General features: G+C 46.6%; 33 protein-coding genes and 1 pseudogene. 18 read left to right on the top strand and 16 right to left on the bottom strand.

The genetic code is table 11. The features are described from left to right. Nucleotides 1–160: 160 nt before the first annotated feature. The 7 genes and pseudogenes from rrrD to ACJHXA_RS02065 form a co-directional block, all read right to left on the bottom strand. A pseudogene (rrrD, locus tag ACJHXA_RS02095) lies at nt 161–301 on the bottom strand (lysozyme RrrD); the annotation flags it as partial. Further along, entirely contained in the window at nt 301–516 is a 216-nt protein-coding gene (gene essD, locus ACJHXA_RS02090; RefSeq protein ID WP_000839565.1) for a phage lysis protein EssD, read from the bottom strand. The pseudogene rrrD and the gene essD, both read right to left, overlap by 1 nt. 251 nt (nt 517–767) lie before the next feature. Beyond that, a complete protein-coding gene (locus ACJHXA_RS02085) occupies nt 768–1,142 on the bottom strand; it encodes a cell envelope integrity TolA C-terminal domain-containing protein (protein WP_001348108.1) in 375 nt (124 codons plus the stop codon). A 171-nt stretch (nt 1,143–1,313) separates the two neighbouring features. Continuing rightward, a complete protein-coding gene (gene tolA / locus ACJHXA_RS02080) occupies nt 1,314–1,742 on the bottom strand; it encodes a cell envelope integrity protein TolA (protein ID WP_000506936.1) in 429 nt (142 codons plus the stop codon). Nucleotides 1,743–2,784: 1,042 nt separating this feature from the next. After that, entirely contained in the window at nt 2,785–3,327 is a 543-nt protein-coding gene (locus ACJHXA_RS02075; RefSeq protein ID WP_000640162.1) for a DUF1133 family protein, read from the bottom strand. Continuing rightward, entirely contained in the window at nt 3,324–3,614 is a 291-nt protein-coding gene (locus ACJHXA_RS02070) for a DUF1364 domain-containing protein (protein WP_000247763.1), read from the bottom strand. The genes ACJHXA_RS02075 and ACJHXA_RS02070 overlap by 4 nt, the downstream gene beginning before the upstream one ends. Then, a complete protein-coding gene (locus tag ACJHXA_RS02065; RefSeq protein ID WP_000940319.1) occupies nt 3,614–4,213 on the bottom strand; it encodes a DUF1367 family protein in 600 nt (199 codons plus the stop codon). The genes ACJHXA_RS02070 and ACJHXA_RS02065 overlap by 1 nt, the downstream gene beginning before the upstream one ends. Nucleotides 4,214–5,026: 813 nt before the next feature. On the opposite strand from ACJHXA_RS02065, the gene ACJHXA_RS02060 reads away from it, so the two are divergent. The 5 genes from ACJHXA_RS02060 to ACJHXA_RS02040 all read left to right on the top strand — a co-directional run bounded on the left by ACJHXA_RS02060 (nt 5,027) and on the right by ACJHXA_RS02040 (nt 8,871). Further along, the gene (locus ACJHXA_RS02060; RefSeq protein ID WP_000149055.1) at nt 5,027–5,365 is read left to right on the top strand and encodes a DUF1971 domain-containing protein; all 339 of its coding nucleotides are present in this window, start codon (nt 5,027–5,029) and stop codon (nt 5,363–5,365) included. 723 nt (nt 5,366–6,088) lie between these two features. Then, nucleotides 6,089–6,652, top strand: coding sequence for an MFS transporter (locus tag ACJHXA_RS02055; RefSeq protein WP_241232354.1), 564 nt, complete (start codon nt 6,089–6,091; stop codon nt 6,650–6,652). After that, nucleotides 6,546–7,289, top strand: a complete 744-nt coding sequence (locus ACJHXA_RS02050) for an MFS transporter (RefSeq protein WP_001759988.1) — start codon at nt 6,546–6,548, stop codon at nt 7,287–7,289. Before ACJHXA_RS02055 ends, ACJHXA_RS02050 begins: the two co-directional genes overlap by 107 nt. A gap of 11 nt (nt 7,290–7,300) precedes the next feature. Next, nucleotides 7,301–7,993 (top strand): gamma-glutamylcyclotransferase, encoded by a 693-nt coding sequence (locus ACJHXA_RS02045; RefSeq protein ID WP_000957774.1) that lies wholly within the window; start codon nt 7,301–7,303, stop codon nt 7,991–7,993. After that, on the top strand, nt 7,990–8,871 hold the full coding sequence (locus ACJHXA_RS02040; RefSeq protein WP_000019009.1) for a LysR family transcriptional regulator: 882 nt from the start codon (nt 7,990–7,992) through the stop codon (nt 8,869–8,871). Before ACJHXA_RS02045 ends, ACJHXA_RS02040 begins: the two co-directional genes overlap by 4 nt. 130 nt (nt 8,872–9,001) lie before the next feature. Here the strand turns inward: ACJHXA_RS02040 and ACJHXA_RS02035 are convergent, their stop codons facing one another. The 6 genes from ACJHXA_RS02035 to ACJHXA_RS02010 form a co-directional block, all read right to left on the bottom strand. Then, nucleotides 9,002–10,279 carry a DUF2254 domain-containing protein gene (locus tag ACJHXA_RS02035; RefSeq protein WP_283512249.1) on the bottom strand — a complete coding sequence of 426 codons (1,278 nt, stop codon included), beginning with the start codon at nt 10,277–10,279 and terminating at the stop codon, nt 9,002–9,004. 63 nt (nt 10,280–10,342) lie between these two features. Further along, entirely contained in the window at nt 10,343–12,340 is a 1,998-nt protein-coding gene (locus tag ACJHXA_RS02030) for a BCCT family transporter (protein ID WP_001676522.1), read from the bottom strand. A 340-nt stretch (nt 12,341–12,680) separates the two neighbouring features. After that, nucleotides 12,681–13,103, bottom strand: a complete 423-nt coding sequence (locus tag ACJHXA_RS02025; RefSeq protein WP_001151151.1) for a DUF977 family protein — start codon at nt 13,101–13,103, stop codon at nt 12,681–12,683. A gap of 40 nt (nt 13,104–13,143) precedes the next feature. Beyond that, nucleotides 13,144–14,214, bottom strand: a complete 1,071-nt coding sequence (locus ACJHXA_RS02020; RefSeq protein ID WP_001262393.1) for a hypothetical protein — start codon at nt 14,212–14,214, stop codon at nt 13,144–13,146. A 71-nt stretch (nt 14,215–14,285) separates the two neighbouring features. Further along, on the bottom strand, nt 14,286–14,711 hold the full coding sequence (locus ACJHXA_RS02015; RefSeq protein WP_000693853.1) for a toxin YdaT family protein: 426 nt from the start codon (nt 14,709–14,711) through the stop codon (nt 14,286–14,288). Beyond that, the gene (locus ACJHXA_RS02010) at nt 14,708–14,962 is read right to left on the bottom strand and encodes a helix-turn-helix transcriptional regulator (protein WP_001072337.1); all 255 of its coding nucleotides are present in this window, start codon (nt 14,960–14,962) and stop codon (nt 14,708–14,710) included. Before ACJHXA_RS02010 ends, ACJHXA_RS02015 begins: the two co-directional genes overlap by 4 nt. A gap of 79 nt (nt 14,963–15,041) precedes the next feature. On the opposite strand from ACJHXA_RS02010, the gene ACJHXA_RS02005 reads away from it, so the two are divergent. From ACJHXA_RS02005 to ACJHXA_RS01995, 3 genes are all read left to right on the top strand, one after another. Further along, a complete protein-coding gene (locus ACJHXA_RS02005) occupies nt 15,042–15,461 on the top strand; it encodes a helix-turn-helix domain-containing protein (RefSeq protein ID WP_000233320.1) in 420 nt (139 codons plus the stop codon). A 286-nt stretch (nt 15,462–15,747) separates the two neighbouring features. Continuing rightward, the gene (locus ACJHXA_RS02000; RefSeq protein WP_000233809.1) at nt 15,748–15,882 is read left to right on the top strand and encodes a phage protein; all 135 of its coding nucleotides are present in this window, start codon (nt 15,748–15,750) and stop codon (nt 15,880–15,882) included. A 10-nt stretch (nt 15,883–15,892) separates the two neighbouring features. Next, entirely contained in the window at nt 15,893–16,048 is a 156-nt protein-coding gene (locus tag ACJHXA_RS01995; protein WP_001169151.1) for a YdaF family protein, read from the top strand. On the opposite strand, the gene ACJHXA_RS01990 is transcribed toward ACJHXA_RS01995, so the two are convergent. Beyond that, nucleotides 16,045–16,533, bottom strand: coding sequence for a superinfection exclusion B family protein (locus ACJHXA_RS01990; RefSeq protein WP_001312793.1), 489 nt, complete (start codon nt 16,531–16,533; stop codon nt 16,045–16,047). The two genes, ACJHXA_RS01995 and ACJHXA_RS01990, sit on opposite strands and share 4 nt — an antisense overlap. Nucleotides 16,534–16,974: 441 nt before the next feature. Here ACJHXA_RS01990 and kilR point away from each other — a divergent pair, with 441 nt between their 5' ends. From kilR to ttcA, 10 genes are all read left to right on the top strand, one after another. Then, a complete protein-coding gene (gene kilR, locus ACJHXA_RS01985; protein ID WP_000560225.1) occupies nt 16,975–17,196 on the top strand; it encodes a killing protein KilR in 222 nt (73 codons plus the stop codon). Beyond that, the gene (locus tag ACJHXA_RS01980; protein ID WP_001352098.1) at nt 17,196–17,366 is read left to right on the top strand and encodes a YdaE family protein; all 171 of its coding nucleotides are present in this window, start codon (nt 17,196–17,198) and stop codon (nt 17,364–17,366) included. Before kilR ends, ACJHXA_RS01980 begins: the two co-directional genes overlap by 1 nt. 74 nt (nt 17,367–17,440) lie before the next feature. Next, complete coding sequence (locus tag ACJHXA_RS01975; RefSeq protein ID WP_000632297.1) at nt 17,441–17,716, top strand: protein RacC; 276 nt, start codon at nt 17,441–17,443, stop codon at nt 17,714–17,716. Nucleotides 17,717–17,817: 101 nt separating this feature from the next. Beyond that, nucleotides 17,818–20,418, top strand: a complete 2,601-nt coding sequence (gene recE, locus ACJHXA_RS01970; RefSeq protein ID WP_001532611.1) for an exodeoxyribonuclease VIII — start codon at nt 17,818–17,820, stop codon at nt 20,416–20,418. Continuing rightward, entirely contained in the window at nt 20,411–21,220 is an 810-nt protein-coding gene (recT, locus tag ACJHXA_RS01965) for a recombination protein RecT (RefSeq protein WP_000166319.1), read from the top strand. The genes recE and recT overlap by 8 nt, the downstream gene beginning before the upstream one ends. Nucleotides 21,221–21,276: 56 nt before the next feature. Further along, nucleotides 21,277–21,471 (top strand): type I toxin-antitoxin system endodeoxyribonuclease toxin RalR, encoded by a 195-nt coding sequence (gene ralR, locus ACJHXA_RS01960; RefSeq protein ID WP_001317028.1) that lies wholly within the window; start codon nt 21,277–21,279, stop codon nt 21,469–21,471. After that, entirely contained in the window at nt 21,464–21,673 is a 210-nt protein-coding gene (gene rcbA, locus ACJHXA_RS01955; protein ID WP_000276809.1) for a double-strand break reduction protein RcbA, read from the top strand. Before ralR ends, rcbA begins: the two co-directional genes overlap by 8 nt. Before the next feature lie 78 nt (nt 21,674–21,751). Further along, complete coding sequence (gene xisR, locus ACJHXA_RS01950; RefSeq protein WP_000079604.1) at nt 21,752–21,967, top strand: excisionase XisR; 216 nt, start codon at nt 21,752–21,754, stop codon at nt 21,965–21,967. Between the two features lies 1 nt (nt 21,968). Then, on the top strand, nt 21,969–23,204 hold the full coding sequence (locus ACJHXA_RS01945; protein WP_000040852.1) for a tyrosine-type recombinase/integrase: 1,236 nt from the start codon (nt 21,969–21,971) through the stop codon (nt 23,202–23,204). Between the two features lie 51 nt (nt 23,205–23,255). Beyond that, the gene (gene ttcA / locus ACJHXA_RS01940) at nt 23,256–24,191 is read left to right on the top strand and encodes a tRNA 2-thiocytidine(32) synthetase TtcA (RefSeq protein ID WP_001153728.1); all 936 of its coding nucleotides are present in this window, start codon (nt 23,256–23,258) and stop codon (nt 24,189–24,191) included. 128 nt (nt 24,192–24,319) lie between these two features. Here ttcA and dbpA read toward each other — a convergent pair whose 3' ends face one another. Together dbpA and ynaL are read right to left on the bottom strand one after the other, a co-directional pair. Continuing rightward, nucleotides 24,320–25,693: an ATP-dependent RNA helicase DbpA gene (dbpA, locus tag ACJHXA_RS01935; RefSeq protein ID WP_000123745.1), complete on the bottom strand. Its 1,374-nt coding sequence runs from the start codon at nt 25,691–25,693 to the stop codon at nt 24,320–24,322. A 29-nt stretch (nt 25,694–25,722) separates the two neighbouring features. Beyond that, nucleotides 25,723–25,896: a protein YnaL gene (gene ynaL / locus ACJHXA_RS01930; protein WP_001296046.1), complete on the bottom strand. Its 174-nt coding sequence runs from the start codon at nt 25,894–25,896 to the stop codon at nt 25,723–25,725. Nucleotides 25,897–25,941 lie beyond the last annotated feature (45 nt).

Raw genomic sequence — 25,941 nt, 5'->3', positions numbered from 1 at the left:
CTGCGAAATTCAGGCGAATGCTGTTTACGGGGTTTTTTACTGGTTGATACTGTTTTTGTCATGTGAGTCACCTCTGACTGAGAGTTTACTCACTTAGCCGCGTGTCCACTATTGCTGGGTAAGATCATATTGGTTGTCTGGAGATTCATGGGGCCAGTCTACCAACAATATCTTTGTATGGTATGTAGCTGACACCTTCCAGACCATCGTTACCACTTGGGCCAGTGATTAACACTGATGCTATAGCAATTGCTCCGCCACCAATAGCAGCAGCAACGACTTTTCGTAATGATGGAGGCATTATTCACCTCTCGCAGCCTTGCGCTTATCTTCTTTAATCTTGAAATAAAGGTTTGTCAGGTACGTCAGCAGGCCAAATACCAGACTACCCAGCACACCGATTGCAGCCCACTGTGACGGAGTTACTCTATCGAGCAACTGTAAAAACCAGTAGCCAGCACTGCCTGCGGAGGTGCCGTAGGCAATGCCTGTTGAAATTTTGTCCATGGATTTCATAGCCTCACCTCCGCACGGAACGGATGGCATAGTTATTATGTGTAGGCTTTCAGACACATCAATCAGAGCCTTAATTGATATATATGCTGGAGACGATGCAATATAAAAAGCTCGCCGTAGCGAGCTAATAAAATGTATTTCTCTGATATTATGTTTATTTGTATTAGCTCAGACTTGACATCACAGGTTTCGTATATAGAACATCATCAAATCTGTCAGTTTGCTATGAATGAGATATAGTAATTGAAGAGCTAACCTCGCATGTCAAAGCCAGATTTCTGAAAATCTCTGTAGACTTCCGGATTGTTGAAGGCCGGAAATTTGGCTTTATGAGCTGCGGACTTTATCGCTTCGCAATAGGCTTTATCACCGTTACTGGTAGATATTTTTAACGCCGTGCCATCCTGAGAGAATTCCATATGCAACCTGCATTTTTTCCCTTTCCAGTTATGCGGCTCATCAAGTTTGGCATTAATTGCAGCTCTGATTCCCCGCGCTTGCGCCCCCCATTCATCCTGATCATCCCAGCGTCCTGAACTGCAACTACCTGTAGCAGTAGTTTTGTGGCAATCTGAAGGGTGTAAAGGTGTGCATCCCGCAACAAAACCGACCCAAAAAGTCAACATAACGATTTTCTTTAATCCCACTTCTTGCTCCTCAATCCATTAAAATCTCAGCAATAGTAGTTGTTACGTCCGCCACTGGCTCAGAGCTGACTATCCGCTAAATTTAGCTCAGTGCCGTAGCTGTGTCAGAACAAACCTAAGCCGAAACCGTTTATTACAAAACAATAAATATCAGGGTTTAAAATCCAGCACCCCATTTTGAAATACTTTATATACTTCCGGCGAAGGGGGGGCAGGTATATCAGCATTCTTTATCGCATTCATCGCTTCACGACATAAATCGAGGTCTCCACTTTCTCTTTTAACCTCCAGTAGAAGGCCATTCGGGGCCATATGCATTCTCAGTGTACACTCTTTTCCTGAATACTTACTCGCATCCCCGAACTGTTTTTCGATGGCGCTCTTGATTTGATGGGCATACAGACGGATATCCTCACTAACATCAGAAGTACGTTCAGATGAACTCACATACTGTGTCTCTATTGCTTTATCGGAGTAATATGATGTACGGTCATGATAATTTGTCGATACAGCATCAGTGCACCCGATAATAATCCCACTAATAATCAACGTAAGAATTGATGCGCTACGAAAACCCATTTTTCCTCACATATGTCATATAGTAAAGGATTATATATACCGTTGTTTTGGACGCTCAAACAGCGAATCAGATCAAATAAAACGCACATTTGTTAACATTTACACAAAGTCTGCGTGGGATATTCTGAAAGAATATCCATAATGTGGAGAGAATCTATTGAAGTGCATGGTGCCGGGTGCCTCCCGGTGAACAAAATGTTCGTGATACCTGTCGGCGACAGAAAAGGTTAATGGTATCACCCCACCGCACAGGGGGATTCACCATGCAGGAGTTTTCTTAGCAAACTCACTGCGCGCCCGGCAACTCCCAACCACATAAAATGCGGAGTTTGTGGTATTTATGCATATAACTCGCAGGAATTATCTTAAAAAACTGATGTCGATCCGGATTAAAAAGAAGCAGGTCATCATCAGATGACTGGAAAAAAGGAAAAAAAAATACTCATCATACAGTTTTGATTGCAGGGATGAGCCTGCTATGCACAATATGCAGAATATAAGCAAGATAAAAATATGCAGGCATATTATTTCGGATTTTGTTATTAACACAACCTTTTTAATAATCATTTGGCATACAATAAACCAGTCCAAAAAGAACCGCCTAAACAGGCGGTTGGTCAATACAAAGGATGCTTCGTCTTTATTATAGTAATCTGAGGCGTCGGGTGTCTTGTATCAGACAACATATTGTCCCGCTAAACAGCGAATTACAAACCACCCTGCAATGATCTCTCATCTCATTTTATATGAGTTGACGACATCAGGATAACGCATCATCAGCCCCTGCCAAGAAATATCAAAACTCCCGCCAGCAATGTGTTATCACAATATTGTAAAAAAAACACAGCACCGAAACTATAACTGGTCTCTGTTATAATTTGGAGCAGAAAGACCAGTTGCCCAACTAGCAGCATTCTCCCCTGCTTTCCTGACGTAAAAAAACCGCATTAAGCGGTTTTTTTACGATGTCCATGTCTGCAATCCGCCTCGCGATACAGCTGTGCGAAGCATAGCAAAATTGAAGCAGTTTATACGTAAGAAATCAAGCCATTTTCTCAGCAAATGATTCACGCATGGGAATATATAGGGCATACTCAGCAACAGCTAACCAATTAGCAATCCGTTTTTCGCATGTGCTAAAACACCACTCTGGGTGTCCATCATTTAGCAATTCAGCCATTTTGCGCTTAGTCATCCCCCGCCCTTCATAGCGTTGCCGGAGAATGCAAATCAATCCTGGATGCTCTGCCAGCACCTCACTTATGACTCGATCAATACATAACGCCTCTGCATCAGTACAATGCGCCAGCCAGCTCTTTTGCTTGCCGTTGATCATCTCTCGCAAAAACGCTTCCAGCTCAGCTTTCTCTATTCCCGCTTTTTTCATTCTACGCAGGGCTTCATTAATGGCTGTTTTCGTCAGTTTTTTGGATGCCAACAACTGATTGAACATATTCCCTGACCTGCCACCGCCAATATACGACCAGCGCCCCCACATACGTAGTTTTCCCTGAATCCAGACACTTTCCAGCGTGGTGAGGCGAAGGTGTTCTCCGCTTTTTCCTGTATTCGTTGGGTAAATCATAAATGACCTTTCTTTCTCCAGATTTCTTGTGTGCGAAAAACCCCTTCAGCATGCATCAGGCGCAATTCTTCTTTGGTGTAATCGCTGGTTTTTACCCGCCCGTCGATTAGATCGTGGCATGAGCTACAGGCTATCGCCGCCTGCATATCGTGTGGTTTTGTCGCTGTTCCGCACGTCCCCGCCAGCCTGTAATGCGCCAGCACAGAGGTTTCGGGATTGTGATTGCAGTAGCCAGGGATTCTGATCTGGCACATCTGGCCTTTAGCCGCTTTACGTAAATTCACCATTACGCAAACTCCAGTAGTTGTGCGGCCACATTTTCAACTTCCTCCTGAGAGGAGAATTTACGAAACAGAATCCAGTTCCACAGCACATTCAGTACAGATTTATAAACCTGCTGAAACTCGACTTCGTCCATATTCGCAAAAGCGATGGATTTTGCCCGACGCCCACGGCTACCGTCCGGATAAATATGCTCGGTGTAAAATCCGGCCTGAATGGTTACCCACTCGCGGAAAGCCTCAAACGACTTTAGCAACGCCGTATCCCGGGTTCTACGAGTCGCAACGGTGTTAAGGTATTGCTCTGCGGCATCACTCAGGGCTGGCGTGTGTTCCCGACCAACTGATTCGCACAGGTAATCAACGAAACCAGACAGCAGTTCTCGTTCGCGAGGCGTGATCGCCCCACCGACCGGAGTCCAGTAATCGAATCCCAGTTGCAGGAGTTTGAAAAAACGCTTGTGGAATGCGTAGTTACGCACACGCTTAAAGTCTGCGTGTATCCACTCACCTATTTTGATTTGATGCAGAAAATCGCAACTCTCCGGCGTCGCCGGGAGAAGTAAACCAGAAGAAGTTTGTTTGACCAGTTGTATATGCGCCATTTCTCAATCTCTCGATGGCGCAGCGCAGCAGATGCCAGTTGTTCAGGCTGACGAATAAAGTATAAATAAACTGGCTATGGTGTAAAGCCCCACATAGCATGAACAAACACTACATATCAAATAGCTGGTACAAGGATAGAAATACGACATTTATTATTAAAAACGATTAGATAAATTACATTTTAATGTTATGCAAAAGTTCTTTTTTATCATAACATTTCAATAAAAGCATTACAGATGCAATCATCCCGTCATCATCAATTATTTAAGGTGGTTAAACATGGAAAATAACAAGTTCGCACATCTCGCTCCTTTTTTATCCGTAATCCTTTTCGCTTGTTGTTTTATATGGGCATTATTTTTATAAAGTAGCCACATGATAAGTTGCTGGAATCATATTTCCCACTCAAGTCATTAACATTTGATAAGATATATCTAAAAGGACGCCTTTACATTATTTATGTGTATATAATTTATTTATATACACAGTAAAGGTATCCTGGGAAAATATTTATCGTTAAAAAATACATCATAAATAATTAAGCTGAAATTTCAGAACACAACTAATACACACAATAAGGTTCAGTAACAATAATCTATGTGGACTACATCGAGATTTTTTGATTAAACTTTAATAACTTATTCCTAACACACAGAATGCATAAACTAAAAGTAAAACAAATAGTTATACGAAAAACAACCATATTTATTATATCTTCTCCTCTAATCAACATATCAATTATGTGTTTCATAACAGCTTGACATAACCATCAAAAACACGCATTTATAATGCATGTTTTTGATGAGGTGGTTATGACACACAAGAGAATTCCTAAAGATTGGGTAATCAAACGCTCAACTCCGTTCTTCACAAAAGAGAACGTACCTTCAGCGTTATTAACACATCATAATACAGCAGCAGGTGTTTTTGGGCAGTTGTGCGTAATGGAAGGCACTGTAACATATTATGGTTTTACTGATGAGAATGCTACTGAACCGGAGATAAAAGTAGTCATTAATGCTGGCGCTTTTGCAACAAGCCCACCACAATACTGGCACCGTGTTGAACTAAGCGATGATGCTCAGTTTAATATTAACTTTTGGGTCGCTCCAGACTTCTCGGGCGAAAAAGTCTATAGCACCAAAAAATAGATGATCATATTAAAAATGCTTTAACAGTCAGACCCGGCAGGGCTATCCCCGACGGGTCTCATTTTTGTAAATATATTGGTTCTACATTGACAGGAGACTTCAACCATAAGAAGTAATCTGAATACTTGAGCAATAAATTTACTTAAGATTAATGAGCGCACCTTGCCGGACAAAGATAAACCAAGGTAACACCTTTTTTCTAGCCAGTATGTAATCAATCAGAAAGCCGCTCCATAAGAACAACAGCAAGACAATAAATTGCCATTACAGCCGCAATAGCTAGCGCACATTTGAGAACCAGCACGACAACCTCCTGTATTGGACGTACACCAGTTCTGATAAATATGAGGCTGTCTCATCATTGATTCAATATAACTATTGGGTATAGTTTCTGTGATTTTGTTCTGTAGAAATGGAACACAACAACCAGTCACCACCAGCACTTCTTTAAATACGCCAAGTCCGACGCAAGCTAACCTTCTAGTCCGCTTTGAGCGAGGAGCGGACCAAACCCGGCCAACTGACTCTTAAAGGGGCCGCAGGAATTTTTCGTCTGAACTTTCGAAGCTCCTCTCCCTGAAGACAGAAAACTTCTGTGTGCTGTGGGAATATTGAATCTTTGCCTTAGATATAAATAATTTTATCCCGCCTGAAGTTTACATTATTTTATTTATCTGTTTTTCTAAATCAGACTGCACTCCTTACTTAAATCAGGAGCCAGTCATGCCATTTGTTATTTATGTGTTTACTATCAGTGCCTTTGCGCTCGGACTCGCGGAATTTGTCCCCATTGGGCTGACAGACGTTATGGCTCAGGGGTTGTGTGTGGGTGTGGAGCAGACCGGGGCAGCGGTTACAACCTATGCACTGGGGGCAACGTTCGCGGCACCCGTACTGTCTGCGCTGACAGCAAGCTGGAGCCGGAAAAATGTAATGCTTACAACTGCCGTTGTGTTTACTGCCGGTAGTCTGGCGGCCGCGTTTGCAGCCACATTACCTCAGCTCCTGTTAGCGCGGTTCATTGCTGGTCTGGGACACGGCCTGTTTCTGGCTGCGGCATCCAGTACCGCAGCTCGTCTTGCTGGACCGGGTAAAGCAGGCAGAGCGGTGGCTGTGGTATTTGGTGGCTTTACTCTGGCGATGGCAATCGGCGTACCGCTGAGTACATGGTTGGGGGGGGGTGGTCTCATGGCGTCCAGTTCTCGGCGCTATTGCCGCTTTTGGCGCGTTCGGATTCCTTGGACTGTTGTTCGGTATGAAAGATCCCGTACGCAGCGTGCCCGGTGAACATAGTGACTCAGCAATGCAGAATATCGGCATGCTGTTTAACCGTAAGTTGCTGGCCGGCGCGCTGGTTACGGTGCTGGCGTATGCAGGCTCGTTTACGGATTACACCTTTATCGCACCTATTCTGACGCAGGTGACAGGGGTTACCGGAGCAACGGTGAGTCTGTTTATGCTGGTTTACGGTATTACAGCTGCGGTAGGTAATATTCTTGGTGGGAAACTTACCGACAGCATGGGGGTTAATCGTGCCAATATACTCATCATTAGCGGCATTGTTGTTGTCGTGCTTGGTATGTGGCTGCTGTCATCCTCACCGGTGAGCATGGGCATTCTGGTTGCGCTGCTGGGTATGGTGACATTTGCCGCAGTGCCGGCACTGCAGGCCCGTCTGATTGGTGTCGCTGAGCAACATGCTCCTCATGCGCATGGTGTTGCTGCCGGCCTGAATATTGCGGGCTTCAACTCAGGTATAGCGCTGGGATCAGTACTGGGCAGCATTACTATAAGCCACGCCGGTATCGTGTATACCGGTATCAGCGGTGCGATTGTTTCTCTGCTCGGCCTGCTGTTGCTGCTTGCACAAATCCGTCGCAGCCACAGTCGTAAATTTCAACAGGTTAAAATCGTAGGCCAGTAAAGGGAGGTTATATGCTTACCCGTGAAAATATGCTTAATGGCACATTTGTCAGGGTGCATGAAGCGCTGCTCCCGGCGAATATGCTCTGGGACGCTGAAAAAATACGCGCATCAATGAACTCTACTCTGGAGGAGCGCCCGACGGGTGCTCCTGTCTGGATATTTGCCTACGGGTCATTGATGTGGAATCCCGTGCTGGCGATTGAAGAAATGCAACGGGCCCGTCTGAAAGGATGGCAGCGCAGTTTCTGCATTCGTTTGATATCCGGACGAGCGACTCCTGATGTCCCCGGCAGGATGTTATCGCTCGACGAAGGTGGAATTACCGAAGGTATTGCGTTCAGACTGCCGGAATCGACTCTTATTAATGAGCTGGAAATTGTCTGGACGCGCGAGATGATAACCGGTCTTTACCGTCCGGTCTGGGCAGACGTTTCGCTAGGAAACGGTAAGGAAATTCAGGCGCTGGCTTTCGTATCAGACAGACTGCATCCGCATTATGAACAGGACAATCTTACAGCGACCGTAGCGTTGAGCATCGCATCTGCCCGTGGAGACATTGGCACGAATGCAGATTATGTATGGAAACTGCAGGCCACTCTGGGTGCGTTGGGAATACGGGATGATTACGTGAGTGAACTGGCCCTTGCTCTGCATGAGGCTCCCTGTAACGATAAACTTCATCAGCGAGGCGCTTCACTATGAGCCATCTGAGCCATCTGCGAACGTTTCTTGAGGCCTATCGCTCTGGCTCCTTTTCAAAGGCGGCAGAACTACTGGGCATCACTCAGCCCGCGGCGTCACAGCATATCCAGTCTCTTGAGACTCTGGTTGGTAAGCGTCTGTTTATCAGGCAGGCCAGAGGCGTGACGGCAACCGAAGCTGCGGATGAGCTTGCCCGCTCAGTTTCACCCTTCATTGATGGTCTGGAAGAAAAGCTGTCCTCTTTCCGGTCAGGCTCTGTACGTGGGGGAACAATTAATCTGGCAGGACCGCCAGATTTTATTCATTCCCGGCTTGGGACAGTAATGGCTCCACTAATGAAGGAGGGGTATCGCCTACGCTTTCATACCGGCAATAAGCAACGTATTTATTCCCTTTTGCATGACGGGAGCGCCGATCTCGCTGTTACCGCATCTATGCCTGATGACCGTCTGTACGGCTATGCACATCTACTGACTGAACGCATGCTCCTTGTTCATGCTCCCGCCATGTCAGAGATCATCGGATCAGAACCTGGTGCTGAAACGCTTGCCTCATTACCGCTGATTGCTTATGACGAAGAGTTGCCACTGATTAGAGCGCTCTGGGCCTCCATGTTTCAGAGAGCCCCTGAGATGCAGGCTACATTCACCATTCCGGATTTACGTATTATCCGCGACTTGGTCTGTGACGGCCACGGGTGGACAGTGCTGCCGGATTATCACTGTGACAATGACCTGAAAAGTGGTCGCCTGATTTCAGTGACACCTGCAGACCTCGCTCCGACTAATCATCTTTATCTGGTCTGGAACAAAAGGACGGCTAATAACAGCCGAACCGCCTATGTTCGGGATTACATTCTTAAAACGTTTCCGCGTTGATGTTTGAAACGGATGATTGGCGATGCGTATCATAAGTTACGTATGTCCGCTTCTGGCACAAAGCAGACGCCCACTCTCACGCGAATGCTTTGCCCTTGACTTGCCAACAACCGTATCGCTTGCTCCGCAACTATGGTTTTTTATTAGAATCTTCGCCACTAAATAAATTATAATAAATTGATTTTATTAGATATCTGTCAGAATCTATATGGTCAGCACGAGTAGCATGCTCTAATGTTTCAAATGCTAGGGTTTGTGCGGCTTCAGCAAAAATTCCAGGCCAACCCTTACTCAGCATCGACAGTCCTTTAAGTACCCTTATCTGAATTTCCCTCATACTGGCACCATCGCGCGCAACAGGTGAGAAAAAGTCTTCAAGTAGATCGTTATTCTGAAGTGGTGCAACATGTACAGAAGGATATTTCACTTCTATTTCATCAGATTTATTCTGCGCGTAAGCGGAAAGTATACGTACACCTCTGCCAATGACATCAATGGCGGTTCCAGGATCGTTCACTGCGGGGGAAAGGGCTCGGCAGGCTATTTCGGCCATGACGCTAAGACAAAATCGGGGGTCCTGAGCAAATGAACGTACATCCGAGACAATAATCGTCTCAAGTAAATCGGTGCTGATTGATGACTCCTGGCCCTGACTCAGGTACAAAACTGGCGTGGACGGATGTATGAAACTGCCCGGCTGCGCCACGAGGTATACATGACGGGGATCATTGGTCAGCAGCTTGCTGAGTTTCACCATATCAACATATTCAATATAGCCAATCTTTTTCGGATAAACTGCAACCGTTCCTTTCGGCTGTTCATTGTTCTCAAGCCATGGATATCCGCCGAGACAGGGATTTCTTGCTCTCGCAATAAATGTTTCGATGGCCGCCTGTTCTACTTTTGCCGTTGTCTCACCAACCCTCCCCAGAGAGGTCAAATGCTGTATCCAGCGAAGCAATGTGATGAGGATTAAGGCAATGACAACCAGTGTTACAATGAATAAAATGACTCTCCCCCTTTCTCCATAAGCTCCCATATTGAGGGCAATAATCCCTACCAGACTGAAGAGAAAAGAACCGATGAAGGTGGCCAGTACATTTTGTGTGGTGACGTCTTCAACAACTAAACGAGTAGCTCTGGGAGTCACATTAGTAGTGGCTGAACCGTAGGCTATGACCATGATGCTCAGCGAAAATGTGGTCACTGCCAGCATACTCGATGCCAGTATGTTCAGAATGTTATCGACTGCTTCCGCACCAACCTTCACGGAAACCGACTCAGGTATCATTGATTTAAAAAGAATTGATAAAAGGGCCGTTATTATTGCGACAATTGCGAATAACGTTGCCCTGAACCATAGTTTTTTAAATGTCTGCTTCAGCATCCATTTCCAGCGTGAAATCATTCTGCATTCCCTCATATTGCAGCCGGGATAAATAAATGCCGCCTCTGTGGCGGCATGTTGCTGTTAACGAACCAGATGCAGGAAGTGCAGGTGTTTTTCGTACTGGTCCAGTATGTCATTAATCAGCTGTTCCTGATTCCAGCCCATTACATCATAATTTTGGCCGCCCTCTTTGAGATAGACTTCAGCGCGATAATATCGATGTTGTTCACTCTGCTGCTCATCATTATCCAGCGCAGCGAGCGCGAAGGTCGGTGAGTTATACCCGCGAAGCCTCACTTCATATATATAATTCAGCTCGTTGCCCAAATCGACTTCAAGGCGAATACGATCCTCGGCGGCGTCACTGATGTGGCTTATCGTTCCCTGCTTGTTAAGTTCCTCCTGAACCAGCGTCATGGCGGGTTGGATAATGTCGTCCATAAAACGTTTCACAAGAGAGCGCTTCGGCAAATACGCGATATTGCGTAACCTTCTCTGCCAGGGAATTGGGTTACGTGCAGCCGTAGGAGCAATAGTCGCCATGCTAAGGCTTTCACGCTTGGTCAAATCCCGACGCAGGGCTTTTAACAGTCCGTATATGGATATTAATAAGATAACTGAGAAGGGCAATGCACTCGCTATCGTTACGGTTTGCAACGCACTCAGCCCCCCTGCGATCAGCAGGGCAATAGCAACAACGCCCATGAGCGATGCCCAGAAAATTCGCTGCCAGACGGGCGTGTTTGCCACCCCACCTGATGCCAGAGTATCCACAACCATTGCCCCCGAATCAGCAGACGTTACAAAGAAGACGATGACCATCGCCATTGCAATGAATGACAGCACGGAAGAGAACGGGAAATGCTCCAGGAAATTAAACAGGGCAAGCGCAACATCCTGCTGAACGGTATTGGCGAGGTCAGTGGCGCCCTGGTTCATGATGAGATAGATGGCGCTGTTTCCAAACACCGTCATCCACATGAGCGTAAAGCCGGCGGGAACAAACAACACGCCAGTCACGAACTCACGAATTGTCCTGCCGCGGGAAACGCGTGCAATGAACATACCTACAAACGGCGACCATGAAAGCCACCATCCCCAGTATAATAATGTCCAGCCCCCCAGCCAGTTGCTCGACTTGGGTTCATACGCGTAAAGGTTGAACGTTTTACTCACCAGTTCCGACAGATAACCACCCGTATTTTCCACAAATGACTTCAGCAGAAGCACAGTGGGACCCAGGCACAAGACCAGCGCCAGGAGCAACACCGCCAGGCCCAGATTAAGCTCAGACAGGATGCGTATTCCCTTGTCCAGGCCGGACACCACCGAAATCGTCGCTAACCCCGTGATGACCACGATCAAAATGACCTGTACCGTTTCATTGATGGGCACGCCGAAAAGATGGTTCAAACCGGCATTCACCTGCAATACACCGTAACCCAGCGATGTTGCAACGCCAAAGACAGTGCCTATCACGGCGAAGATATCAACCGCGTGGCCTATAGGCCCGTAAATGCGATCGCCGATAATGGGATAGAGCGCAGAACGCAGCGTTAAAGGCAGACCGTGACGGTAACTGAAAAAGGCCAGAATCAGCGCCACGATGGCATAAATTGCCCATGCGTGCAGACCCCAGTGGAAGAACGTCAGGCGCATGGCTTCCTTCGCTGCCGCAACGGTCTCTGGAGTGCCGACAGGTGGCGAAAGATAATGCATCACAGGTTCGGCAACGCCAAAGAACATCAGGCCGATCCCCATCCCTGCCGAAAAAAGCATCGCGAACCAGGAGTGGTAGCTGAAATCAGGCTGCGCATGGTCTGGGCCCAGCTTTATATCACCGTAACGTGAGAGTCCAAGGAACGTGACGCTCAGTAAAATCAGGGCCACAGCAAGTATGTAGAACCAGCTGGCATTCGTGAAGATTTGTTGCTGAAGTAGTTTAAAATTTTTGTCGGCGACATCCGGGAATACGGCGGCAAAGGCGACAAGAAGGAAAATTAGCAAAGCAGATGTAAAGAATACCGCTTTGTTAATCTGGCTTGTAGACTTCTTTGGGGTTGTATCATTTTCACTCATAATCATTTATTCCATTAATTAAATCCGCACTGGATAGAAGGTACTACCTCTCACAGAGTAGCAAAGTTCAACTGGCTATGCGGGGTTAATCGGAATGCATGGTGGAATGAGTGCCGATACAAATCATCCTATATTCTAAGGAGTTTTAAGTTACTCAGCCTGCCAATTACTGGGGCATTTAATTTGTATGATCTGTATCAAAGCTGGGATATAAGTTAAGTGAAGTATATTAGGCACGAATTACCAGCGTCTGCTCTTGGCACAAAGCGGACAACCACGCTAGCTCTACCCTGTGCCACAAAATGTCAATTTGCATCTGAACTAATGCACTTTAATCTCGTCACTTCAATAAATACCGAACATCCCCCTGATAAAACGACAATATGCGCTGCATAACTTCGCTCTTCCGGCACTCGCGACAGATTATGTTTAGGCGACTGTCGTAGCGACGTATTTCTCCGTCAGGTAATGACCAGATAAGGTCCGGATCAACCACAACCGGTTTCTTCAGCTTTGCCCTCGATAATTTTTTGCGGGCATTTTGCCAGTCTTTACGAGCCTGTTCAGACGGGAATAACCCGTAGCCAGAATTGTATACATCGCCACTGGCAACCAGCTCTCTGGCCAGAACGCTCATCAGATATCTTGTTGCCCCAGTTTTAGCTTCCAGTTGTCGTAACGTCTCGCGCCCACTCTGGCGTACGAGTTCAAGAACCTGCCCTTTAATTTTTTCCCGCTCTTCTTGTGTAAAAACTTTTGCCACAAGCCCTCCTGAAAATTACCTCATGACCAGAAATTAACACTTACCCCCTGAAGCCCGGCGGAATTTCGTTATCCGGTTCAGAAATATGATTCACACAACGCTGGTTGTTCGTGCCGCTTACCGGGAGCAACCAGGGGTTCTCAAAATTCCGGTCCGGTCCAAAAAACGTCGTCGCTCGCTGAACAAATTCCGTTCCCGTTTTCCCGGTAGCCGCCAAGTATCTTGCGTAACGCCTCACGCCATCCAGCATGGCCTCTGGTGGCACCCCCTCGCGTAATCTGGCCTTCCAGGCACTGAAAGCGGATTTCTTCGGGTTTGCCCCAGCACGCAACGGGTACTCCCGCCAGACCTGTTCGAACACATCCGGATAATCCACTCGTCCCACAGACTGCCCGGTGTTTTCCGGGACTACCCGATCGGCTTCCCGCTGAATGGCGGAATCGGCTTCGGGCTGCTGCAGTTGGTGTGATTGCTCCGGCCTTGCGGTCATCACCTGCTGCACAGCGCCCGAATCGGCTTTCAGCGCATACGCTGAATCGGCTTCCGGTGTCGTGCCTGCTGGCTGACCAAGATTGACGGTCTGAACATCCCCTGCCTGGTTCGTGGCGTTTTTTACGCCATGGACCATAGTGTTTTGATCTTCTTGATCTGTATCTTTATCTGTATCTTTATCTGTCGTGACTCGTCGTGACATATGCGTGACATTTCGTGACGCGCCGTGACAATCGCCATTTTGTTCCCGCTTTCTTTCCCTCTCTCGCTGCGCCCTCTTGCGCTCTGCAGGAGATTTTGCGGTTTGCGAAATATTGCCGTTGTCCTCTTTAAGCACCTGGCGTTTTTCCCATCCAGTGATTAAATCACCATCAAGTACCCGCCCCTGCATCGTCTGCAAAATTGAATCAATTACCTCTTCTGTCACGTCGAGCGCACTTGCCAAATCTTCTGTCGTGACCTCAATGTGACCTCGCGTGACATTTCGTGACGCGCTCACCAGGAGGTGGATATACACTGCCATCACTGTTGCAATTGGCTGCCCTGACACCCTGGCAATTGTTCGCCACTTAGGGTCATTTGGCATGTCATGCCATAATCTGAGCCAGGCGTTAGCCATACTCACCTCTTTTGATACCGAATCTTTTTACTCACAAATTGCCGGAAGCGATCCGGTATGAATATTGCGAGTCAATGCACAGCCACAATATTTCCTGCAGGGCCACCACGATTCATCTGGTTGAAACCAGCGATCGCCACTGCGACAAAATCATCAGCGTCTCTCACCAGTCGTTCCCGCGTCTCCACTAGTTCCCGAAAATAGGCTGAGCTATGACTGCGCATTCGGGCCACCAGCAGAGGTGGCATTGCTTTTTCGATAGCTGGTAACAACGCCTGAATTTTTTTAACCGCATCAGGGGTGTCTTTCTCCACCCAGCGGAAAATTTTCTGAGTATTGCGAGCCAGGGCTTCCGGATGGCTGTCGTCATACAGTTCCGGGAACGTCATTCCCAGCTCGAAATACGCTTTGGTAATTTTCGCAGCCGGTACTTTTTCGCCGTCCGGATGCGCCCAGGCATTCATCGCCATGCGGATGTGTTCATGCTTGATTTTCATGAATCAACTCCCATCAGCTTTTTCGTAGTAGTTTTATTCCTGCCAATAGTTAAAATTGCATCGGCAGAAAATAATCCGTTTGATGCAAGAGCGATTTTTTCAGCGTAATTTGTTTCGCCGGTATATTCTGTGCGAGGCAATTTTCCGTTATCCATCCATTTATAGATTGCTCTTTGGCTGACACCACAAACGTCGGCCACAACAGCAACGCGAACAGTTTTGATTACATCTTCAAGTGTTTTCTGGTTCATATCACCCTCACAATGTGAACTTTGAGTACATGCTATAACAGAACTGACAGTACATTCAAGAGCGAATATCATTGAACTTATGGTTCATGAAGATAAAGCGCGTAAAGAGTTCGCCAGTAGGCTTGCGCTAGCCTGTGAAAACGCTGGTTATGAACAACATGGAAGGCAGGCAGAAATTGCCCGTCGAATGAAATTAACACCAAAAGCGGTTAGCAAATGGTTTAATGGCGAAACAATTCCTCGCCGGGAGAAATTAAGGGAATTAGCAACACTAATAGGAACAACACCAACCTATCTTTTGGGAGAGGATACAGAAGAAAGTGGACAGGTACGTTTCTATCAGGAGTTAAATCCAAGACAAAAAATCATCATTGACCTTCTGGACGAGCTCCCTGACAGTGAGACAGATGAACTTTTAAAAACTCTTGAAGAGAAAAAACAGAAGTACAATGCAATTTACGAAGAGTTAGCACGAAAGAAAAAACAAAAAGCCTCTTAAACCAGCATAAATCCGGTAGCGCCTTCCTCCGGGTTTGTGCTTCACTTTATCCCATCTCATTTTTTTACACATAAAATGTACTAAATGTACTTTACAACAATGAACACAAAGTACATTATATGCCTGCCACCCACCCCGCCCCACAGAATGCAGGGCAATACTTCGAGTTACCAGGCAGTGGTCAGGGGTTAAGTAGCCAGCCCGAGGCGTAAGAACATGACGGCGGGATTCAAATTTTGCAGTGCAGCAGTTAGTTCCGCCACCCGGCGTTAAGGGGAGAGATAAGATGGTGCATTACGAAGTAGTTCAGTATTTGATGGATTGTTGCGGTATCACTTACAACCAGGCTGTGCAGGCTTTACGCAGCAACGACTGGGATCTCTGGCAGGCAGAAGTCGCTATACGTAGCAACAAGATGTGAGATTCGCAAAATGCAAAAAATCGACCTCGGCAACAACGAATCCCTGGTGTGCGGCGTGTTCCCCAACCAGGATGGAACGTTCACTGCCATGACGTATACCAAAAGCAAAACATTTAAAACCGAAACTGGTGCGCGCCGATGGTTGGAGAAGCACACAGTAAGCTAACGATTAAAACGTCTACTCCTGCTGTTCCAGAATAACTTCATAAAATGGGAGTATTTTTCGGTGACGAGATAATAAGAACAGTTTGCGCTATCACTCTGATGTTGAATGATGCCCTTCCGTTCTAATTTTTTCATAACCGGGTTACGGCAAGGAGAAGTGATAATAAGATTTCCTGTTTTAAGGAAATCTTTAAATACAGCGATTTCTTTCTCAGATAAACGAAGCAATACTCGTTGCTCTGGTAGTAATGAATAATGCTTTTGAATATGTGCTCGCAATCTTGAGAAGGAAATGGCGACCACGAAAGAAAAGGCAAAAACGATAATCTGAAAGAGCCAAGGTATTTCAGTATAAGCATTGAATGCGACAGTAAACTCTTTCGGTATCAGCCAGAGAGTGAGACCAAAAATGATAATCGTATACATAAGTCTTTCGAGTGGCTCGTTAGCAAAAAGTTTCAACAATGGAGTAAATACATCCAACATATCAATAACTCTCAACTGTAAGGGTATTGAAATGTTAACACAAGCTCTCGCTGTAGGGGTATAGCCGAGACCACCGAAGCCCGGAGGTGGTGAAATAAAACCGGGCACAACACGAAGGCGCATTTCCGATATCCATAAAGAGTCGGTCTTGTCTGTTAAATTTAAATGGAGGGAGTGCGCCTCCGGTTGTAAATAACGACATTGCTGTGTGTAGTCCTGGCGGCATCAGTTTTTTTCTTGAAGTTCGGCTGATGTCCGCCCTTTTTAAAGTGAATTTTGTGATGCGGTGAATGCGGCTAAGCGCACGTGGCACAGTTAAAAGTCATGTTAGTCCTTATTGGTTTGGGTGGGAAAGCCGACTGTAATTGTTAACTGGTTGCAGTCACCTGGAGGCACCAGACACCGCATCAACAAAGTTCATTTGTAAAAATGGAGATAATTATGATTGCACATCACTTCGGAACTGATGAAATACCACGTCAGTGTGTGACTCCTGGCGATTATGTTCTTCATGAAGGCCGGACATATATTGCCTCGGCAAACAATATTAAAAAGCGAAAACTATATATTCGTAACCTGACCACAAAAACATTCATTACTGACCGCATGATTAAAGTCTTCCTCGGTCGTGATGGTTTACCTGTAAAGGCGGAGTCATGGTGATGACTAAGAAAATAAAATGTGCTTACCACCTTTGCAAAAAAGACGTTGAAGAAAGCAAAGCTATTGAAAGAATGCTTCACTTCATGCACGGGATTTTATCAAAAGACGAACCGAGAAAATATTGCAGTGAAGCTTGTGCCGAAAAAGACCAGATGGCACATGAACTTTAATTAATTGACTATTCGAAACTGAATTTATGCCAGAAATGGCAGGTATTCGCTCAACCTTAATTAAGGAGAAAAACATGATTACCAATTATGAAGCCACTGTTGTAACTACCGATGACATTGTTCACGAGGTGAATCTGGAAGGAAAGCGCATTGGCTACGTAATTAAAACAGAAAATAAAGAAACCCCATTCACTGTGGTTGATATCGATGGTCCATCAGGCAACGTAAAAACACTTGATGAAGGTGTCAAAAAAATGTGCCTGGTGCATATCGGAAAGAATCTGCCCGCAGAAAAAAAAGCCGAATTTCTGGCAACTCTAATTGCAATGAAATTAAAAGGTGAAATCTGAAAGAAATAGCCTGCGTATGGCGCAGGCTATGAACAGTGTGTATCCGGCAAGATCATTCACTGAACAAAACGAATTTTAATCTGAGTTGAGGTTAAAAAACAATGAGCACAAAACCACTCTTCCTGTTACGGAAAGCGAAAAAATCATCCGGTGAACCTGACGTCGTCCTGTGGGCAAGCAACGATTTTGAATCGACCTGTGCCACTCTGGACTACCTGATCGTTAAGTCAGGTAAAAAACTGAGCAGCTATTTTAAAGCTGTTGCCACGAATTTTCCTGTCGTTAATGACCTGCCCGCTGAAGGTGAGATCGATTTTACCTGGAGTGAACGCTATCAACTCAGCAAAGACTCCATGACATGGGAACTAAAACCGGGAGCAGCACCAGACAACGCTCACTATCAAGGCAATACCAACGTCAACGGCGAAGACATGACTGAGATTGAGGAGAATATGCTACTCCCAATTTCTGGCCAGGAACTGCCCATTCGTTGGCTTGCTCAACACGGCAGCGAAAAACCGGTAACGCACGTTTCACGCGACGGACTCCAGGCATTACACATTGCTCGGGCTGAAGAACTACCGGCTGTTACTGCCCTGGCTGTTTCCCACAAAACCAGCCTGCTCGACCCGCTGGAAATTCGCGAACTCCACAAACTGGTTCGTGACACTGACAAAGTTTTCCCTAATCCTGGTAATTCAAACCTGGGACTGATAACTGCTTTTTTCGAAGCATACCTGAACGCTGACTACACCGATCGAGGACTGCTGACAAAAGAGTGGATGAAGGGTAATCGTGTTTCACACATCACTTGCACGGCTTCCGGTGCTAATGCTGGCGGCGGAAACCTCACCGATCGCGGCGAAGGTTTCGTACACGATCTGACGTCACTGGCGCGCGACGTAGCCACTGGCGTACTGGCCCGTTCAATGGATCTGGACATCTATAACCTTCATCCGGCACACGCTAAACGCATTGAGGAAATTATCGCTGAAAATAAACCGCCCTTTTCTGTTTTCCGCGACAAATTCATCACCATGCCTGGCGGGCTGGATTATTCCCGCGCCATCGTGGTTGCGTCCGTAAAAGAAGCACCAATTGGGATCGAGGTCATCCCCGCGCACGTCACTGAATATCTGAACAAAGTACTGACTGAAACCGATCATGCCAACCCTGATCCGGAAATCGTGGATATTGCCTGCGGTCGCTCCTCTGCCCCGATGCCGCAGCGAGTAACAGAAGAAGGAAAACAGGATGATGAAGAAAAACCGCAACCATCTGGAACAACGGCAGTTGAACAGGGAGAGGCTGAAACAATGGAACCGGACGCAACTGAACATCATCAGGACACGCAGCCGCTGGATGCTCAGTCACAGGTAAATTCTGTTGATGCGAAATATCAGGAACTGCGGGCAGAACTCCATGAAGCCCGGAAAAACATTCCATCAAAAAATCCTGTCGATGCCGATAAATTGCTTGCTGCATCACGTGGTGAATTTGTTGACGGAATTAGCGACCCGAACGATCCGAAATGGGTAAAGGGGATCCAGACTCGCGATTGTGTGTACCAGAACCAGCCAGAAACGGAAAAAACCAGCCCAGATATGAATCAACCTGAGCCAGTAGTGCAACAGGAACCGGAAATAGCCTGCAATGCCTGCGGCCAGACTGGCGGGGATAACTGCCCTGACTGTGGTGCGGTGATGGGCGACGCAACATACCAGGAAACATTCGATGAAGAGAGTCAGGTTGAAGCTAAGGAAAATGATCCGGAGGAAATGGAAGGCGCTGAACATCCGCACAATGAGAATGCTGGCAGCGATCCGCATCGCGATTGCAGTGATGAAACTGGCGAAGTCGCAGATCCCGTAATCGTAGAAGACATAGAGCCAGGTATTTATTACGGAATTTCGAATGAGAATTACCACGCGGGTCCCGGTATCAGTAAGTCTCAGCTCGATGACATTGCTGATACTCCGGCACTATATTTGTGGCGTAAAAATGCCCCCGTGGACACCACAAAGACAAAAACGCTCGATTTAGGAACTGCTTTCCACTGCCGGGTACTTGAACCGGAAGAATTCAGTAACCGCTTTATCGTAGCACCTGAATTTAACCGCCGTACAAACGCCGGAAAAGAAGAAGAGAAAGCGTTTCTGATGGAATGCGCAAGCACAGGAAAAACGGTTATCACTGCGGAAGAAGGCCGGAAAATTGAACTCATGTATCAAAGCGTTATGGCTTTGCCGCTGGGGCAATGGCTTGTTGAAAGCGCCGGACACGCTGAATCATCAATTTACTGGGAAGATCCTGAAACAGGAATTTTGTGTCGGTGCCGTCCGGACAAAATTATCCCTGAATTTCACTGGATCATGGACGTGAAAACTACGGCGGATATTCAACGATTCAAAACCGCTTATTACGACTACCGCTATCACGTTCAGGATGCGTTCTACAGTGACGGTTATGAAGCACAGTTTGGAGTGCAGCCAACTTTCGTTTTTCTGGTTGCCAGCACAACTATTGAATGCGGACGTTATCCGGTTGAAATTTTCATGATGGGCGAAGAAGCAAAACTGGCAGGTCAACAGGAATATCACCGCAATCTGCGAACCCTGTCTGACTGCCTGAATACCGATGAATGGCCAGCTATTAAGACATTATCACTGCCCCGCTGGGCTAAGGAATATGCAAATGACTAAGCAACCACCAATCGCAAAAGCCGATCTGCAAAAAACTCAGGGAAACCGTGCACCAGCAGCAGTTAAAAATAGCGACGTGATTAGTTTTATTAACCAGCCATCAATGAAAGAGCAACTGGCAGCAGCTCTTCCACGCCATATGACGGCTGAACGTATGATCCGTATCGCCACCACAGAAATTCGTAAAGTTCCGGCGTTAGGAAACTGTGACACTATGAGTTTTGTCAGTGCGATCGTACAGTGTTCACAGCTCGGACTTGAGCCAGGTAGCGCCCTCGGTCATGCATATTTACTGCCTTTTGGTAATAAAAACGAAAAGAGCGGTAAAAAGAACGTTCAGCTAATCATTGGCTATCGCGGCATGATTGATCTGGCTCGCCGTTCTGGTCAAATCGCCAGCCTGTCAGCCCGTGTTGTCCGTGAAGGTGACGAGTTTAGCTTCGAATTTGGCCTTGATGAAAAGTTAATACACCGCCCGGGAGAAAACGAAGATGCCCCGGTTACCCACGTCTATGCTGTCGCAAGACTGAAAGACGGAGGTACTCAGTTTGAAGTTATGACGCGCAAACAGATTGAGCTGGTGCGCAGCCTGAGTAAAGCTGGTAATAACGGGCCGTGGGTAACTCACTGGGAAGAAATGGCAAAGAAAACGGCTATTCGTCGCCTGTTCAAATATCTGCCCGTATCAATTGAGATCCAGCGTGCAGTATCAATGGATGAAAAGGAACCACTGACAATCGATCCTGCAGATTCCTCTGTATTAACCGGGGAATACAGTGTAATCGATAATTCAGAGGAATAATTCAGCCTGGCGGTGTAATGCACCGCCAACTTGAAATATTTTTTATGAGAAAAATTATGAGATATGACAATGTTAAACCATGTCCATTTTGTGGTTGTCCATCAGTAACGGTGAAAGCCATTTCAGGATATTACCGAGCGAAGTGTAACGGATGCGAATCCCGAACCGGTTATGGTGGAAGTGAAAAAGAAGCACTCGAAAGATGGAATAAACGAACCACTGGAAATAATAATGGAGGTGTTCATGTATAAAATTACCGCCACTATTGAAAAGGAAGGTGGCACTCCTACTAACTGGACAAGATATTCAAAATCTAAACTAACGAAATCAGAATGCGAAAAAATGCTCTCAGGTAAAAAAGAAGCAGGCGTTTCCAGAGAGCAGAAAGTAAAACTGATAAATTTTAATTGCGAGAAACTTCAGTCCTCGAGAATTGCATTGTATTCAAATTAAAACTTCATAGCTGATTATTAATAATCAACATCGGGCGTCAATTTCAGTCTAACATTGGCGCCTGCCAGAGGTGATGCGATGGCACAAGTAATCTTTAATGAAGAGTGGATGGTTGAATACGGCCTGATGCTTCGCACTGGTCTGGGGGCCAGACAAATTGAAGCATACCGCCAGAACTGTTGGGTGGAGGGCTTCCACTTCAAACGAGTATCTCCTTTAGGTAAGCCAGACAGCAAACGAGGGATTATCTGGTACAACTATCCAAAGATAAATCAGTTTATCAAAGACTCATGATATGTCTAAATTACCAACAGGTGTCGAGATTAGAGGTAGATACATTCGCATCTGGTTCATGTTTCGAGGAAAACGATGTCGGGAAACATTAAAAGGCTGGGAGATTACAAACAGTAATATTAAAAAGGCCGGAAATTTAAGAGCGCTGATAGTTCATGAAATAAACTCCGGTGAATTTGAGTATTTAAGACGTTTTCCCCAGTCCAGCACTGGGGCAAAAATGGTGACAACGAGAGTCATAAAAACGTTCGGAGAGCTTTGTGATATCTGGACAAAAATTAAAGAGACAGAGTTAACAACAAACACAATGAAGAAAACGAAATCACAATTAAAAACACTCAGAATAATAATTTGTGAAAGTACCCCGATATCACATATTCGTTATAGCGATATCTTAAACTACCGGAATGAACTGCTGCATGGAGAAACGCTTTACCTGGATAATCCAAGATCCAACAAAAAAGGAAGAACCGTGCGCACAGTTGATAACTATATCGCCCTGCTCTGTTCGCTGTTGCGTTTTGCGTATCAGTCGGGATTTATATCAACCAAACCATTTGAAGGAGTAAAAAAATTACAGCGAAACAGAATAAAGCCTGATCCGTTATCTAAAACAGAATTCAATGCATTAATGGAAAGTGAAAAAGGACAGAGCCAGAACTTGTGGAAATTTGCCGTTTACTCAGGACTTCGTCACGGGGAACTGGCAGCTCTGGCGTGGGAGGATGTGGATCTCGAAAAGGGAATAGTGAATGTCAGAAGAAACCTGACGATACTTGATATGTTCGGTCCCCCAAAAACAAATGCCGGGATCCGAACAGTAACACTACTGCAGCCTGCTCTTGAAGCACTGAAGGAGCAATACAAACTGACCGGGCATCATCGCAAAAGCGAAATCACCTTTTATCATCGGGAGTACGGCAGAACCGAAAAGCAAAAACTGCATTTTGTTTTCATGCCCAGGGTGTGTAACGGAAAACAAAAACCTTATTACTCGGTAAGCAGTTTGGGGGCAAGGTGGAATGCAGCAGTAAAACGTGCTGGTATTCGCCGCCGTAATCCGTACCATACGCGGCATACTTTTGCCTGCTGGCTGTTGACGGCAGGAGCGAACCCGGCATTTATAGCCAGCCAAATGGGGCATGAAACTGCGCAGATGGTGTATGAAATTTACGGTATGTGGATTGATGACATGAACGACGAACAGATAGCCATGTTGAATGCGCGGTTATCGTAGTTGCAAAGTTTGCCCCCAATTTGCCCCATTTAGTACCAGAGAACTGAAATAATGCAAGATAATCAACAAATTACAAAGAAAGAACAATACAACCTGAACAAATTACAAAAACGTCTGCGTCGTAACGTGGGCGAAGCCATTGCTGACTTCAATATGATTGAAGAAGGCGATCGCATCATGGTTTGCCTCTCCGGGGGTAAAGACAGCTATACCATGCTGGAGATTCTGCGCAATTTGCAGCAAAGCGCGCCAATCAATTTTTCGCTGGTGGCTGTTAACCTCGATCAAAAGCAACCGGGCTTCCCGGAACACGTTCTGCCCGAGTATCTTGAAAAGCTGGGCGTTGAGTACAAGATTGTTGAAGAGAATACTTACGGTATCGTGAAAGAGAAGATTCCAGAGGGCAAAACCACTTGCTCACTGTGTTCTCGCCTTCGTCGCGGTATCCTTTATCGTACCGCAACGGAACTGGGGGCGACGAAGATCGCGTTGGGTCACCATCGTGACGATATCCTGCAAACGTTGTTCTTAAATATGTTCTACGGCGGCAAGATGAAAGGTATGCCTCCGAAACTGATGAGCGATGATGGCAAACATATCGTTATTCGTCCGCTGGCCTACTGCCGCGAGAAAGATATTCAGCGATTTGCCGATGCAAAAGCGTTCCCGATTATTCCGTGCAACCTGTGCGGTTCACAGCCTAACCTGCAACGTCAGGTGATTGCTGACATGTTGCGTGACTGGGATAAACGTTATCCAGGGCGTATCGAGACGATGTTCAGCGCGATGCAGAATGTGGTGCCGTCGCATCTGTGCGATACCAACCTGTTCGATTTCAAAGGCATTACCCACGGTTCTGAAGTGGTTAACGGGGGTGATCTGGCGTTTGATCGCGAAGAGATCCCACTACAACCGGCGGGCTGGCAGCCAGAAGAAGATGAAAATCAGTTGGATGAGTTACGGCTGAATGTGGTTGAAGTGAAATAACCAGGATAGCGCCCGATGCGCAAGCGTATCGGGCTACTCTTATGGAGGCCGGATAAGACGCGGCCAGCGTCGCATCCGGCAATCCCGCATAAGATGTTTACTCTTGCACCCGGCAATTCAACATTTCATTATTTTAATAACCGCACCCGGCACGTTTTTCCTTTAATCTTCCCGCCCTGTAACTGTTTCCATGCTTTATGAGCAACAGCCTGACGCACCGCGACATAGACATGCGCCGGATGCACGGCGATTTTGCCAATATCTGCGCCATCAAGCCCGATATCTCCTGTCAGTGCACCTAATACATCACCCGGGCGCATTTTGGCTTTTTTCCCGCCATCGATACACAACGTTGCCATTTCTGCTTCCAGCGGCACAATGGAACTATTAGCTGGCGGCGTTTGCCAGTTAAGTTTTATCTGCAACATGTCAGAAATGATATTGGCCCGCTGTGCTTCTTCCGGAGCACAGAAACTGATCGCCAGACCGCTATTTCCTGCACGAGCTGTACGACCGATGCGATGTACATGAACTTCAGGGTCCCACGCCAGCTCAAAGTTCACCACCAGCTCAAGCGATTTAATATCCAGACCACGCGCAGCAACATCAGTAGCAACCAGTACACGGGCGCTACCGTTAGCAAAACGTACCAGAGTCTGATCGCGATCGCGTTGCTCCAGATCGCCGTGTAACGACAATGCACTTTGCCCTACTTCATTCAGCGCGTCGCAGACAGCCTGGCAATCTTTTTTGGTATTGCAAAACACCACGCAAGAGGATGGCTGATGCAAGCTTAATAACCGTTGCAACAGAGGAATTTTGCCTTTGCTGGATGTCTCATAAAATTGTTGTTCAATGGGTGGCAAAGCATCTGTTGAGTCAATTTCAATCGCCAAAGGATCGCGTTGCACTCGTCCGCTGATTGCGGCGATGGCTTCCGGCCAGGTTGCCGAAAACAGAAGCGTCTGTCGAGATGCAGGCGCAAAACGGATGACATCATCAATGGCATCGCTAAATCCCATATCCAGCATGCGGTCGGCCTCATCCATCACCAAAGTATTCAGCGCATCCAGTGATACCGTGCCTTTTTGCAAGTGATCCAGCAAACGACCCGGCGTTGCCACGATAATATGCGGCGCATGTTGCAACGAATCACGCTGCATACCGAACGGTTGACCACCGCATAACGTCAAAATTTTGGTATTTGGCAGAAAACGCGCCAGCCGACGCAATTCACCTGCCACCTGATCCGCCAGTTCACGCGTAGGACACAGCACTAAAGCCTGGGTTTGAAATAGCGACGCATCAATTTGCTGTAACAAGCCGAGGCCAAAAGCCGCCGTTTTGCCGCTGCCGGTTTTCGCCTGCACGCGAACATCTTTTCCGGCAAGGATCGCCGGAAGCGCGGCGGCCTGCACCGGCGTCATGGTTAAATAACCCAACTCATTAAGGTTCGTGAGTTGGGCGGGAGGCAAAACATTCAGGGTAGAAAAAGCGGTCACAATCTATTCTCGTGGTCATCGACGCAAAGTTAGCAGGCGCGTATCCTCGCAGATCTACGCTCACGATGCGACAATTTAATCGGTTCTTCATCAGGTGGTGGGTCAGGCATGGGTTGCGGGCGAGGGATCGGATCGGGCACTGGAACAGGATCGCCAGGAATCGGTTCAGGGACAGGAATTTGCAAATAAATAAGTGTCGTCATATTTCCCTCCGGTCATTGGGTGGACTCTTAAAGGGTAGACGCTGA

It is taken from the genome of Escherichia sp. WS33 (genome assembly GCF_046486385.1).
Classification (GTDB): domain Bacteria; phylum Pseudomonadota; class Gammaproteobacteria; order Enterobacterales; family Enterobacteriaceae; genus ECMA0423.
Note: the sequence above shows the minus strand (reverse complement) of the source record. Positions and strands in the feature narration are given on the sequence as shown.

Bases quoted from the DNA above. Each gene is read 5' to 3' on its own strand.
- ACJHXA_RS02070 (WP_000247763.1), bottom strand. From the start codon at position 3,614: ATGGTGAATTTACGTAAAGCGGCTAAAGGCCAGATGTGCCAGATCAGA.
- xisR (WP_000079604.1), top strand. From the start codon at position 21,752: ATGGCACAAGTAATCTTTAATGAAGAGTGGATGGTTGAATACGGCCTG.
- ACJHXA_RS02010 (WP_001072337.1), bottom strand. From the start codon at position 14,962: ATGAACCAGAAAACACTTGAAGATGTAATCAAAACTGTTCGCGTTGCT.
- ACJHXA_RS01945 (WP_000040852.1), top strand. From the start codon at position 21,969: ATGTCTAAATTACCAACAGGTGTCGAGATTAGAGGTAGATACATTCGC.
- ACJHXA_RS02040 (WP_000019009.1), top strand. From the start codon at position 7,990: ATGAGCCATCTGAGCCATCTGCGAACGTTTCTTGAGGCCTATCGCTCT.
- ACJHXA_RS02055 (WP_241232354.1), top strand. From the start codon at position 6,089: ATGCCATTTGTTATTTATGTGTTTACTATCAGTGCCTTTGCGCTCGGA.
- ACJHXA_RS01980 (WP_001352098.1), top strand. From the start codon at position 17,196: ATGACTAAGAAAATAAAATGTGCTTACCACCTTTGCAAAAAAGACGTT.
- ACJHXA_RS02045 (WP_000957774.1), top strand. From the start codon at position 7,301: ATGCTTACCCGTGAAAATATGCTTAATGGCACATTTGTCAGGGTGCAT.
- ralR (WP_001317028.1), top strand. From the start codon at position 21,277: ATGAGATATGACAATGTTAAACCATGTCCATTTTGTGGTTGTCCATCA.
- ACJHXA_RS02005 (WP_000233320.1), top strand. From the start codon at position 15,042: ATGGTTCATGAAGATAAAGCGCGTAAAGAGTTCGCCAGTAGGCTTGCG.
- ACJHXA_RS02020 (WP_001262393.1), bottom strand. From the start codon at position 14,214: ATGGCTAACGCCTGGCTCAGATTATGGCATGACATGCCAAATGACCCT.
- ACJHXA_RS01995 (WP_001169151.1), top strand. From the start codon at position 15,893: ATGCAAAAAATCGACCTCGGCAACAACGAATCCCTGGTGTGCGGCGTG.
- ACJHXA_RS02075 (WP_000640162.1), bottom strand. From the start codon at position 3,327: ATGATTTACCCAACGAATACAGGAAAAAGCGGAGAACACCTTCGCCTC.
- ACJHXA_RS02015 (WP_000693853.1), bottom strand. From the start codon at position 14,711: ATGAAAATCAAGCATGAACACATCCGCATGGCGATGAATGCCTGGGCG.
- ttcA (WP_001153728.1), top strand. From the start codon at position 23,256: ATGCAAGATAATCAACAAATTACAAAGAAAGAACAATACAACCTGAAC.
- ACJHXA_RS02065 (WP_000940319.1), bottom strand. From the start codon at position 4,213: ATGGCGCATATACAACTGGTCAAACAAACTTCTTCTGGTTTACTTCTC.
- ACJHXA_RS02030 (WP_001676522.1), bottom strand. From the start codon at position 12,340: ATGAGTGAAAATGATACAACCCCAAAGAAGTCTACAAGCCAGATTAAC.
- ACJHXA_RS02085 (WP_001348108.1), bottom strand. From the start codon at position 1,142: ATGTTGACTTTTTGGGTCGGTTTTGTTGCGGGATGCACACCTTTACAC.
- kilR (WP_000560225.1), top strand. From the start codon at position 16,975: ATGATTGCACATCACTTCGGAACTGATGAAATACCACGTCAGTGTGTG.
- recE (WP_001532611.1), top strand. From the start codon at position 17,818: ATGAGCACAAAACCACTCTTCCTGTTACGGAAAGCGAAAAAATCATCC.
- ACJHXA_RS02000 (WP_000233809.1), top strand. From the start codon at position 15,748: ATGGTGCATTACGAAGTAGTTCAGTATTTGATGGATTGTTGCGGTATC.
- recT (WP_000166319.1), top strand. From the start codon at position 20,411: ATGACTAAGCAACCACCAATCGCAAAAGCCGATCTGCAAAAAACTCAG.
- ynaL (WP_001296046.1), bottom strand. From the start codon at position 25,896: ATGACGACACTTATTTATTTGCAAATTCCTGTCCCTGAACCGATTCCT.
- tolA (WP_000506936.1), bottom strand. From the start codon at position 1,742: ATGGGTTTTCGTAGCGCATCAATTCTTACGTTGATTATTAGTGGGATT.
- ACJHXA_RS02035 (WP_283512249.1), bottom strand. From the start codon at position 10,279: ATGATTTCACGCTGGAAATGGATGCTGAAGCAGACATTTAAAAAACTA.
- ACJHXA_RS02060 (WP_000149055.1), top strand. From the start codon at position 5,027: ATGACACACAAGAGAATTCCTAAAGATTGGGTAATCAAACGCTCAACT.
- essD (WP_000839565.1), bottom strand. From the start codon at position 516: ATGAAATCCATGGACAAAATTTCAACAGGCATTGCCTACGGCACCTCC.
- ACJHXA_RS01975 (WP_000632297.1), top strand. From the start codon at position 17,441: ATGATTACCAATTATGAAGCCACTGTTGTAACTACCGATGACATTGTT.
- ACJHXA_RS01990 (WP_001312793.1), bottom strand. From the start codon at position 16,533: ATGTTGGATGTATTTACTCCATTGTTGAAACTTTTTGCTAACGAGCCA.
- rcbA (WP_000276809.1), top strand. From the start codon at position 21,464: ATGTATAAAATTACCGCCACTATTGAAAAGGAAGGTGGCACTCCTACT.